The sequence below is a fragment of the Ruminiclostridium papyrosolvens C7 genome (assembly GCF_000421965.1).
In the GTDB taxonomy this organism is placed as follows: Bacteria; Bacillota; Clostridia; order Acetivibrionales; family DSM-1351; genus Ruminiclostridium; species Ruminiclostridium papyrosolvens_A.
On the sequence record NZ_ATAY01000020.1, the window covers coordinates 93436 to 105868 of the forward strand.

Below are 12433 nucleotides of genomic sequence, written 5' to 3' on the forward strand. Positions count from 1 at the left end.
TACAAAGTAAAGGGAGATGAGGAAATGGCAGAGTTTATACTTGAAATGAGAAATATTACAAAGCTTTTTCCCGGAGTAAGAGCCCTTGACAACGTTAATTTCAAAGTGCGAAAAGGGGAAGTCCACGCACTTGTTGGAGAGAATGGAGCGGGAAAGTCCACATTAATGAATGTACTAAGTGGAATTTATCCCCATGGCACTTACGCAGGAGATATAATTTTTGACGGACAGGAATGTATTTTTAGTAACATTAAAGATAGTGAAAAGATGGGTATCGTTATTATTCATCAGGAATTGGCATTGGAACCTTATCTTTCCATAGGAGAAAATATATTCTTACGTAATGAAAGGTCAAAGTACGGTTTTATAAACTGGAATACGACACATATTCAGGCAACCGAACTTCTTAAAAAGGTACGTCTAAAGGAAGATCCCCATACACTTATATCTGAAATTGGTGTAGGTAAACAACAGTTAGTTGAAATTGCAAAAGCGCTTTCTAAGGATGTTAAACTGCTTATATTGGATGAGCCGACTGCTGCATTGAATGAAGATGATTCAGAAAATCTTCTAAAACTCATACTTGAGTTAAAAGCGGAAGGAATAAGTTCCATTATAATTTCACATAAGCTTAATGAGGTTTTGAAGGTAGCTGACACTATTACTGTTCTTCGTGATGGAGCAACTATCGAGACTATCCAAAAAGATGAAGATTTAACTGAAGACAGAATAATAAAGGGAATGGTTGGACGTCAGCTGGTTGACAGATTTCCTAAACGAACACCTAAAATCGGTAATATTAATTTTGAAATCAAGAACTGGAATGTTTATGACCCTGCTATTGAAGGCAAAAAGGTTATAAAGAACGTAAACCTAAATGTAAAAAAAGGTGAAATTGTAGGTATTGCCGGGCTGATGGGGTCTGGAAGAACCGAACTGGCAATGAGTGTATTTGGAAAGTCATACGGTAAAAATATCAGCGGAGAGATTGTTAAGGACGGAAAAAAGATCGAACTTCACAATATAAAACAAGCGATTAATAATGGACTGGCTTATGTAACTGAGGATAGGAAGTCAGCAGGTCTTATCCTTATTCAGGATATAAAAAATAATATATCCCTCTCAGGAATTCAAAAACTTAAGAAAAATATGCTAGTGGATGAGAATCAGGAAATTCGAGTTGCTGAAGATTTCCGTAAAAAAATGAACATTAAGTCTCCAAGTATATTACAAAAAACCGGCAATTTATCAGGCGGAAATCAACAAAAGGTTGTATTAAGCAAATGGATATATACTGAACCGGATGTGCTGATTCTGGATGAACCTACAAGAGGTATCGACGTCGGAGCTAAATATGAAATATATACCATAATAAACAGACTGGTAGACGAAGGAAAGTCAGTCATAATCATATCATCAGAGCTTCCTGAAATACTTGGCATGAGCGATAGAGTATATGTCATGAATGAAGGAAGGATTGTAGGAGAACTTGACAAGAGTCAAGCATCACAGGAAAGCATTATGAAATGCATTATGCAGAGTAACAGGGAGGTAGTGTAATGGAAACAATTATAAATATTTTCAGAAAGAACCTAAGGCAGTATGCCATGCTGATTGCCTTGGTTGTAATAATGGCATTTTTTCAGATAGCAACAAAGGGTGTCCTTCTGTTACCCATGAACGTATCAAACTTGATACTTCAAAACAGCTATGTTCTTATCCTTGCAGTTGGTATGACCCTATGTATTTTAACCGGCGGTAACATAGACCTTTCGGTGGGTTCCGTTTGTGCTTTCATTGGCGGAATCATGGGTATCTTTGTAATAAATATGAAAATGAATGTTGGACTTGCCGTTTTACTATGCCTTTTAATTGGTGGTATTATTGGAATCTGGCAGGGTTTCTGGATTGCATATGTAAGAATTCCTGCATTCATAGTTACCTTGGCTGGAATGCTTATTTTCAGGGGTCTTACAATAACCATGCTTAAAGGATTGACTCTTTCACCTTTCCCTGAAAGCTTTACTAATATCAGCGCAGGTTACATTCCTGACCTGTTTAACGGATTTGGCACAAAGCTTAACATTTTGACTCTGTTCATAGGAGTAATTGTTTCAATTATATATATTTATCTGGAAGTTAAGAAGAGAGCAGAAAGAAAGAAATATGATTTTGAAGTTACACCGGGTTATCTGTTTATAATCCAATTAATTCTTGTAGTAGCTGCAATAGGTGTTTTCACTTACTGGTTGGCTGTTTACAAGGGAATTCCAATAATTCTTGCATTAATTGGTATTCTGATACTGGCATATTCAATATTTACTATGAAGACAGTGCCTGGACGTTATCTTTATGCAATGGGCGGAAATGAAAAAGCTGCAAAACTGTCAGGTATAAATACTAACAAGGTTCTTTTCTTCTCATATGTAAATATGGCAGTGTTGGCTGCACTTGCAGGTATAACCTTCACTGCACGTCTTAATGCAGCTTCTCCTCAAGCCGGAGTTAACTTTGAACTTGATGCTATTGCAGCCTGCTTTATAGGTGGAGCATCTGCTTACGGTGGAATAGGAACAGTTGTTGGAGGTGTTATTGGTGCCCTGGTTATGGGTGTTCTCAATAACGGTATGTCAATACTTGGAGTAGGTAGTGACATGCAGATGACAATCAAAGGTCTTGTATTATTGATAGCAGTTGCATTTGATGTACTTTCCAAATCAAAATCAAAATAAAAAGACTTAAGTTTACAAATATTATAATAGGATTTCGTACTGTCAGCATTATTTATTTCCGGCGGTAGAAATCCTATTATTTTTATTGGCAGCTGCTTTAATGATATAATTCAAATGGGGGCAAATACTAATACAATTAAGGAGTTTTAATTGAAAATGGATAAAAAGAGATTTTTCAATAAAATCAAACTCGTTTACTTGGTATTGGCGTTATTTATAGCTTTACCAGGGTGCGGCGGTTCAACCTATGACAAAAAAGGAGAAGAAGCTAAGCCAAGCACATCTTATGAAGAAAATTCTAAGGTTTCTGAAAAAAAGGATATTACAATAGCTATGGTTCCAAAATCTCTTGATAATCCGGTTTTTCTTGATGCACTTGAACAGGGTGAGCGCGTTGGAAGGGAACTTGGGGTTAAAGTAGAATGGCTGGGGCCTATGCAGTCAGATACAAATGTACAGATTGCTATAGTGGAGAGCCTTATCCGACGCAAAGTAGACGGAATTGTTATTAGTTGTATCGATCCCATTAAAATAAAGCCTGTTATTGACAAAGCTGTCGAGGCGGGTATAAAGGTTGCAACATTTGATTCGGATTCTCCAGGCAGTAACAGGCTTTTCTACTGTGGAACCGACAATTATGCTGCGGGTGTAGCATGTGGAAAGGCTCTGATAAAAGAAGTTAAGGCAAAGGGAAAGGACAAGCAGGCACTAGACCTTTTAATAATGACGGCAGATAAAGAAAGCAATAATCTGAACAAGCGACTAAATGGCTTTCTTGAAACAGCTCGTGCGGGAGGTATCCAACTTAATATAACAGGCACACTGTACTGCAATGATGACGTAAATATTGCTGGAGATATGCTTGAAAATCATATTAAGACAGGTGATACTCCAGACGTATTTTTTAGTACGGGGGGTTGGCCCTTTGTTTCACCGCCTGAATCACTTCCAGGTTTTCATGCATGGTGTAAGGACGGAGGAATTTCAATTCTTGTAGATACCTATTACCCGGTACTTGAAGCCGCTGAAAAGGGTTTGGCGGACTCTTTGGTTGGACAGAATTTTAATAAGATGGGCGAGTTGAGTATAAAAAACTTGTATAAAGCAATTAAGGGTGAAAAAATTCCTTCAAGCTTTATAGATACAGGTCTTGAACTGGGTAATAAGAATAACTTCGCTAAACTCCTTCAGGGAAAACAAAGATGGGAGATAAAATAGTTATGAAGGACAACTTTTTTTTCGGTTTGTTCAGAAAGTTCAGTATTTACAGTATAAGATCCAAAATGACCATTTGTTTTCTAGCGCTGGGTCTTATTCCTATTCTTATATTTGGACTTATTTCATACCATCTTTATTTGCAAAACCTCCACAAAAATATATCAAGCTATTCGGAACAGGTTATAGAACGAGTAGACAAAAATCTGGAAACTTATATCAGTGATATCGAAAATATTATGCGGTTAAGAAGCAATTATTACTTTCAACAGTATTCAAAATTGAATGAAGCAGGAGATATAGAAGGAAACAGAAAATATACAGTAAGGATTTGGGAAACCTTTGATATTCTTAAACAAATGAAAACAGATTTAATTGACATAAGATTTGTTTCGTCCTCTGGAAGTACTATTAGTTGCTATGGAAGATATTGGGTAGATATTTCCAAAGAGCCTTTGCATCAAGAATTGATTAATAAAAAAAGTGACGTTGTAGCCATACAGCCACCACACTTAAATATTCTAAACAAAAAGGTTTTTTCTATAGGTCAGGCCGTAAACCGGAATGTAAAAGGAGATACAGGTATAATGGCTATTGACATAGATGTTAATTTCCTGAAAAAAATCTGTAGTGATATAAAGCTTGGGGAAACAGGTTTTGTTTTCTTTGAAAAGGATGGAAAGGTGGTATTTACCCCTCAGAGCTCTGACAAGAATGGATTTTCAAATACTATTACTCAAAATCCTAAGCTAATGGACAGCAAAGATGGAAGCCTTATAGACAGTATAAATAACACTAATTACATCATTACCTATAAGACTTCAGCCATTACTGGGTGGAAAATTATAGGAGTTTCTCCGAAAGCTGAGATGACCAGTGAGGTTACCATGCTGAGAAAGGTGTTTTTCTGGATTATAACCTTAATAATCATTATAATTTTACTCCTTACCATATATCTTACTTCCGTCCTGACAAATCCGATGAGGAAGCTGAGAAGCATCATGAAACAAGCTTCTGAAAATGATCTGTCTATTTATGCGGATATAAGGACCAGAGATGAAATAGGGCAGCTGGCAAGCAGTTTTAATAAAATGATGAATCAGATAAGAGAGCTTATGGATAAGATTAAAGACGATCAACAGAAAATAAGAGTTATGGAAATGAAGGCAATGCAGGAACTTATTAAACCGCATTTTGTTTACAACACTCTTGATTCTATTATCGGACTTCTTGAACAGAATAGGAATGACGATGCTATAGATATAGTTGACTCCCTTGGCAAGTTCTTTAGAACAAGTCTTAGCCACGGAAGGGAAGTCGTTTTTATAAGGGAAGAAATTGACCACATTAGAAGTTATCTGATGATACAGCAATTCAGATTTTCCTATAAATTTGATTATTTGTTTGAGATAGATGATGAGATTTACAATTTTAAAACTGTTAAGTTAATATTACAGCCGCTTGTTGAGAACTCTATATATCATGGTATAAGAAATCTGGATAAAAAAGGTCTCATAGTTATAAACGGCTATATAAAAGATGACCAGATTATATTTGAAATTTCAGATAACGGTGAAGGGATAGGCGAAGAAAAAACTCAGCAACTTAACCGAATAATGGCGGGGGAAGAAGAGGTTGAGGATCAGAACATGTATTTTGGTATTAGAAATGTAAATGAACGCATAAAATTGAATTTTGGAAGTGAGTACGGCTTAAAATACCAAAGCAAGGTATCTGTAGGTACAAAAGTAGTGGTAAATATTCCGCAGATAGGTAGGTGAGGGTATGTTCAGGCTTTTAGTAGTTGAAGATGAAGAAATGATAAGGAATAAAATAATATACAATACAAATTGGAAAGAACACGGATTTGTTGAGGTTTTTCAAGCAAGCAACGGTATGGAGGCCCTTGATATTGTCAGAAAAAATAACATTGACATAGTAATTACTGACATACAAATGCCTGAAATGAACGGCATTGAGCTTATCAGAGAGATAAAAAGTCTTAATCGGGGTATCAAGTGTATAATTATTACTGCGTATGCAGAGTTTGAGTATGCAAAGGAGTCGGTAAAGCTCAATGTCAATGATTATATCCTTAAACCCTTTAAATCCAAGGATCTTTTAGAAATTGTAAAAAAAATTTTAGAGGAAATTATAAGGGAGAGGAACGAGCGCGTAGAAGTTGAAAACCTGAGAAGGCAGTTAAGAGAAAATAAGAAAGCCTTACGTGAAAAACTTTTCAATGATTTATTAAGCAACAGCTATATTGGTGATATAGAGAATGACTTGAATTACCTTGAGCTTTCAAAATTAAAGGATCGGGATTATTTTATTGCGGTAATAAATATTAATAACTTTATCGAGCTTATCCTAGAAGAGGATGAGGAGCAGAAGTATATAGTAAACCTGTCCTTTTATAACCTTGTTACCAAGTTTCTTTCATCCTTAGGAACAGACTCATCCGATACCTATGAAGACAAGCTTGTTTACTCTGTTATAAATTATAAAATAGATCAGCTTGTAATTGCCGTTTATGAGGATATTGACAAATTTATTCCTGCATTTGAAGACTTAATTAAATTAGGAAGACAGGAACTGGGATTTTGCATCACTATTGGTATAGGGAATAAATATAAAAATCTTACAGATGTGCATATTTCTTACAGGGAAGCATGTTCGGCGGCTTTACTTGACCGTGTTTACGGAAGAGAAATTGTTTATATTTTTAATGATCTCAATTTTGGTAATAAGGTTTACAGTAAACAACTTCACATTCTTGGAGATACAAAGCTGTATGATGACCTTAAAATAGGTGCGTTTCCTGAAATAAAAAATGATATTGTTGACATTATTACACAGATTAAGAGTTCCAAACTTGAGTTGGATGCCATAAATACCATTATTTATAATATAGTGCTTTTATCCTGCAAGACAATAAATGAGTTGGGCTATGATATTTTTGAAATAATGGGCGAGGATTTCAACCTTCATTTTGATGTAAAGGAAATAAATAATCTGGTACAACTTGAAGAATGGCTGCTTAGCTTCTTTCTAAAAGTTAATGAATATATTAATCAAAAAAGAAGCAACAGAAATGAAAAGCTTCTTTCAAAAGTAAAGGATTATGTGGATAGAAATTATAGTGAAAACATAACTCTCACAAGTATTTCAAAGGATTTTGGGATAAGTTCCGGCTACCTTAGTGTACTATTCAACGATCATATCGGACAGAATTTTATAGATTATCTTACCAACCTGAGAATTCAAAGTGCAAAAAATCTGCTTAAAAGTACAGACCTTAAAATTTATGAAATTGCAGACAGGGTTGGTTACCGTGATGCATATTATTTTAGTACGGCTTTCAAGAAAATTGTGGGAATAAATCCTACCGACTATAGAGAAAAGCTGAACATACTTGAATAGAAATACCTGAAAAAAGAAAAGCACAATATCCTTCACATATATGTTGTAGATACTGTGCTTTTTCGACAATTTATTATTATTTTTGGCTAATCCCTTGTCACATTTCTAAGCCAATTAAGGCTTTTGTATCTCCATAAAACCAGAGGAACTTTAATAATTTCATCGCTCATCAATATTATGTATACAATTGGTACACTCCATTTAAAAACGAAAGCTGCCAATGCACCAAATAGGATTAAGCCGCCCCACATGGTGGATACGTCAAGGAACAGGCCAAACTTTGTGTCTCCTCCGCCACGGAAAACACCAACTATAAGGGTAGTATTGTAGGCTTGTGCCACCACGAAATAGGACATGACGAACATCATAACAGATAAATGTCCCCGTGTTATAGGAGTAAGGTTAAGTGTTGACATAAGAAAAGGCCTTGCAATGAGTATAAGAACCCCTCCTGCTATACCTGCAAGTATACTTAACTTTATAAAACGGTTTGCATAATTTTTTGCACCTTCATAATTATTTTCTCCGATTGCCTTACCGACAGTTATGGCTGTTGCATTTGCTAGACCAAATGCTATGACTGTGGCAAGCTGTCTGGCAATCTGAGCTACGGAATTTGCCGAGACTACCGAACTCCCCAGATGTCCTATTACAATTGCGTTGGTAGCGACACCTGCACCCCACATAAGCTCATTTAATGTAACTGGTATTGAATAAGTCAAGAAATCCTTAAATAATAATTTATCGTGTACAAATAAATCTGATGGCTTGAATTTAATCAGCTTATTAACCTTTAAGTGATAGATGATTACAATTAACAATTCAACTCCCCGTGCAGCCAGAGTTGCGATTGCTGCACCAACTATTCCCATTTTAGGTAAACCAAAAAGACCGAAAATAAGAGATGATGCAATAATTAAGTTTACAATAAGTGAAGCGAGGTATACAACTGTTGATATAATTACACGTTCCACACTTCTCATAATGTTCAGATAAATCATGGTAATTGACATAAAAATGTATGATAATGCTATAATTTTAAGGTATTTAACGCCTTCTGCAATAACCGGGGCTTCATTTGTAAAAATTGTCATTACTTGTGCAGGAAATATTAATACGATTGCAGTAAAAAATAATGCTACCAAAAGAGAAAATCTCATACAGATTCCCATGATTTTTTCAATACTTTTGGTATCGCCTTTACCCCAGTATTGAGCTGTAAGTACTGCCGAACCTGATGTCAGCCCAAAATATATAAGCGTCATTATAAACTGAACCTGACCTGCCAGAGAAGCGGCAGAAAGTACAGTTTCGCTTACTTTTCCAAGCATAAGAACATCTATTGAGGTTATTCCTACATTTATGAGGTTTTGGATAGCCATAGGAAGAACCAGAGCGAAGGCCATTTTGTAGAAGGATTTAGTATCCTTGGTTATGATGTTGTTTTCCATTTTGAATACTCCGTATTTTGAATCATTTTATAACTAGTATACAATATCATAATGTGATACCATAAGTAAAGTTAATAAAACCTTACTTTTGGGAGATGAAAGCTTTGCTTTATAGGGATAATGCAGGTTTATATATCCATGTGCCCTTTTGCAGTTCGAAATGTAATTACTGTGATTTTAACTCCTATGCAGGAAAGATTAATCTCGCTGAGAATTACTTTAAATCCATGAAAAAAGAAATCGAGCTATATAAAGAATACATGAAAGATTATCTAATCCATACGATATTTATAGGTGGAGGAACACCTTCGGCTGTTGATGATGGATTTATTTCTGATATATTGGAAAAATGCAGGACTGAGTTTAAAATATCTGACAACTGCGAAATAAGTATAGAAAGTAACCCCGGTACTTTAAGCATAGACAAGCTAAAGTCTTATAAAAATTCAGGTATAAATAGAATCAGTATGGGACTACAGGCATATCAGGACAAGCTTCTTAAATACCTTGGAAGATGCCATAGCCACAAGGATTTTTCCGAAAGTGTAAAAAATGCAAGAGATGCCGGTTTTGAAAATATTAATGCGGATGTTATTTTTGGAATTCCCGGACAGACCCTTTATGACTGGAAAGAAACCCTTGCTTATTTAATTTCTCTGGGTATCAACCATATTTCAGCTTACAGTCTTAAAATTGAAGAGGGTACCAAATTTGGCAGTATGGAGGAAGAAGGCATTCTTGTTCCGGTAGAAGACGAACTTGACAGGGAAATGTATCATAATGCAGTTAATTACCTAAGTGAACAGGGATTAAAGCAGTATGAAATATCCAATTTTGCAAAAGAGGGGTATGAATGTAAGCACAATCTGACATATTGGAAGTGTGTGGACTACCTTGGCTTGGGCGCAGGGGCACATTCCTGTTTGAAAGACATAAGATTTTCAAACGAAGTTTCCATAGAGGGATATATAGATTATCTGAAACATGAGGAAAAACCTGTATATGAGAAATTTCCACTTGAATTAACTGATAAAATGTCGGAGTACATGTTTCTGGGATTACGGTTAACAAAAGGGGTAACAGGAAAGGAATTCTTCCAGCGTTTTAATCAGAACTTATTTACAAAGTATACTGATTCTTTTGAAAAGCTTGAGAATAAAGGACTTATTGAAATAGCAGGTGATTCCGTTAAATTAACAAGACTTGGTTTTGATTTGGCTAATCAGGTGTTTGTAGAATTTGTATAAAATGCAAAAATAAAAACTCAGGGTTAAACCTGAGTTTTTGTTTTTTAATTATTTTGCTGCATTTAAGGCTTTTGCTAATCTGGATTTCTTTCTCGCAGCGGTGTTTTTATGCATTAAGTTCTTTGCTGCGGCTTTATCTAAAGCCTTTGTAGCTGCTTTGTAAGCGTCTGTTTTATTTTCACCAGTAGCGATAGCTTCTTTACATTTTTTAACAGTAGTCTTGAGTGCTGACTTCCTGATAGTGTTCTTCAAAGTCTTAGTCTCAATTACTTTAACTCTCTTTATAGCAGATTTAATGTTTGGCACAGTATTCACCTCCTGCGAGCCGGTTTAGCATAATAAGTGAGCAAAAATTACAAAAATATGTTAATCGGTTTTACAAACCGCTTCTTGCCCATAACAGATGATATTTTACCATGAAAGGTTTCAAATTGCAAGTACAAACTGGATAAATTTGATTAGTACACTATATTAATATTTAAAATTTAATACTAAAAATGCGACATTTTGAAATAATATTAATGAATTTTAAAAGTTTTATAACGAAAGGACATTATTTATGATTAATTTATCCAACAGGTATACAGACCTTGCCATTGAGGCACATGAAATATTTATGAACAGCAGTGAAGCAAAGCAGCAGGCCCAAGAAGGCAAAACACCTCCGGGAGTGGTTATTGAAAACGCCGGAGACGAGGATGTAAAGATTACAAGAGTACGTATTACTTCACGTACAGGGGAAGCTTCCATCGGAAAACCTATGGGAAACTATATAACTCTTGAGATTCCCGAACTAAAGGATAATAACGAGGATGTAAATAAAAAGACTATTGATGCTATGGCAAGAGAATTAAGAGATATGCTGAAGCTGAAAGAAGGCTCTACTACCCTTGTTATTGGGTTGGGAAACTGGAACGTTACTCCTGATGCATTGGGGCCAAAGGTTGTTTCTAATCTGATGGTAACAAGGCATCTGCTTCAATATGTACCTGAACATGTTGATGAGGGGGTTAGTCCTGTTTGTGCAATTGCTCCGGGGGTATTGGGAATAACCGGGATTGAGACTGGTGAAATTGTAAGAGGTGTCGTTGACAGGCTTAAACCGGATGCCTTAATTGCAATAGATGCTCTTGCTGCAAGAAGTATGGAAAGGGTTAGCACTACCATTCAGATTGCAGATACAGGTATTGCACCGGGAGGAGGAGTTGGAAACAAGAGAATGGAGCTAAGTGAGCAGACTTTGGGGATGCCTGTGGTTGCTATAGGTGTGCCGACTGTAGTTGATGCGGCTACTTTGACAAATGATGCAATGGATCTTGTTATTGACAGCCTTATGAATGAATCACCAAAGGATTCCGGGTTTTACAACACCTTGAAAGATATTGACCGTGACCAGAAGTATGAGCTTATCAAGGAGGCCTTAAATCCCTATGTAGGGCACCTTATTGTTACTCCTAAGGAAATAGATGATATTATCAGCCGTGTTTCAAAGGTAGTGGCAAACGGGCTCAATATGGCTCTACATCAGGGAATTACACTTGATGATGTAGGTAGATACATTAACTGATATATATGAATATCTTCCCTTTTGCTGCCTCACAGGTTATAATTTAATCTGGGTGTTTAACATTGACATTTCCCATTAGGAGGTAATTTTGAAGCAGACAGGAAGATTTTTGATAATATTCGGTTCACTTATGATATTATGGAATACATTTTTGATTAAGCCAATAAAATTGTTTACTGTTTTTCTCCATGAGTTGGGGCATGCATTTATGGCTATTGCCACCGGCAGCGGAATAACCGAGCTTAAAATATATTTTAATGAAAGCGGACATGTCATGTCACTTCCCAAAAGCTGGTGGTCAGCCTTTCTTATCGCCAATGGAGGTTATTTGGGAAGTGTTCTTTTTGCTATTCTGATACTGGTTCTTAAAAATACCCGTTTCAGAAAATACATAATAGGTGTTATAGCCATTATATTTCTTGCATTTACATTCAGGTATTCCGGTATTGCGTCATTTACAATGCTTTACTCGGTAATATTTGCTGTTTTTGCACTCATACTTTATATGATTCAGAATGACACCCTTAACCAATGGGTAATTGAGATAATTGGTATTGGAAGTGTTACATATGCAATATATGACACCCTGGTAGATACCGTGATAATGCAGCTTAATTATCAGTTTGGCTTTTTCAGAATGGGCAGTATGCCGGTAACTGATGCTGTTTCCTTATCCAGACTTACTCATATTCCGTCTATAGTTTGGGGTATGATTTGGGTAGGTATATCCATTTTTGCGGTGTATTCTGTTTTTCTAAAAAGTAAAAGCAAGCCTTCACGAAAAAAATATTGATTATA

10 protein-coding genes are annotated in these 12433 nt (G+C 35.9%); 8 read left to right on the forward strand and 2 right to left on the reverse strand.

Annotated features, from left to right (window positions below; genetic code table 11):
- Positions 1–24: 24 nt before the first annotated feature.
- The 5 genes from mmsA (at position 25) to L323_RS25500 (ending at position 7370) form a co-directional block, all read left to right on the forward strand.
- Positions 25–1560, forward strand: coding sequence for a multiple monosaccharide ABC transporter ATP-binding protein (gene mmsA / locus L323_RS25480; protein ID WP_031341799.1), 1536 nt, complete (start codon positions 25–27; stop codon positions 1558–1560).
- Positions 1560–2732 (forward strand): multiple monosaccharide ABC transporter permease, encoded by a 1173-nt coding sequence (mmsB, locus tag L323_RS25485; RefSeq protein ID WP_020814471.1) that lies wholly within the window; start codon positions 1560–1562, stop codon positions 2730–2732. Before mmsA ends, mmsB begins: the two co-directional genes overlap by 1 nt.
- Positions 2733–2888: 156 nt before the next feature.
- On the forward strand, positions 2889–3950 hold the full coding sequence (locus tag L323_RS25490) for a substrate-binding domain-containing protein (RefSeq protein ID WP_020814472.1): 1062 nt from the start codon (positions 2889–2891) through the stop codon (positions 3948–3950).
- 2 nt (positions 3951–3952) lie between these two features.
- Positions 3953–5728: a sensor histidine kinase gene (locus L323_RS25495; protein WP_242835241.1), complete on the forward strand. Its 1776-nt coding sequence runs from the start codon at positions 3953–3955 to the stop codon at positions 5726–5728.
- A gap of 4 nt (positions 5729–5732) precedes the next feature.
- Positions 5733–7370, forward strand: a complete 1638-nt coding sequence (locus L323_RS25500; RefSeq protein ID WP_020814474.1) for a response regulator — start codon at positions 5733–5735, stop codon at positions 7368–7370.
- Between the two features lie 86 nt (positions 7371–7456).
- Here the strand turns inward: L323_RS25500 and L323_RS25505 are convergent, their stop codons facing one another.
- Entirely contained in the window at positions 7457–8821 is a 1365-nt protein-coding gene (locus L323_RS25505; RefSeq protein WP_020814475.1) for an MATE family efflux transporter, read from the reverse strand.
- 104 nt (positions 8822–8925) lie between these two features.
- Between L323_RS25505 and hemW the strand changes: the two genes are divergently transcribed.
- The gene (gene hemW, locus L323_RS25510) at positions 8926–10068 is read left to right on the forward strand and encodes a radical SAM family heme chaperone HemW (protein ID WP_020814476.1); all 1143 of its coding nucleotides are present in this window, start codon (positions 8926–8928) and stop codon (positions 10066–10068) included.
- Between the two features lie 48 nt (positions 10069–10116).
- On the opposite strand, the gene rpsT is transcribed toward hemW, so the two are convergent.
- The gene (rpsT, locus tag L323_RS25515) at positions 10117–10374 is read right to left on the reverse strand and encodes a 30S ribosomal protein S20 (protein ID WP_004617529.1); all 258 of its coding nucleotides are present in this window, start codon (positions 10372–10374) and stop codon (positions 10117–10119) included.
- 253 nt (positions 10375–10627) lie between these two features.
- Here rpsT and gpr point away from each other — a divergent pair, with 253 nt between their 5' ends.
- Complete coding sequence (gene gpr / locus L323_RS25520) at positions 10628–11635, forward strand: GPR endopeptidase (RefSeq protein ID WP_020814477.1); 1008 nt, start codon at positions 10628–10630, stop codon at positions 11633–11635.
- Between the two features lie 88 nt (positions 11636–11723).
- Positions 11724–12428 (forward strand): M50 family metallopeptidase, encoded by a 705-nt coding sequence (locus tag L323_RS25525; protein WP_020814478.1) that lies wholly within the window; start codon positions 11724–11726, stop codon positions 12426–12428.
- Positions 12429–12433 lie beyond the last annotated feature (5 nt).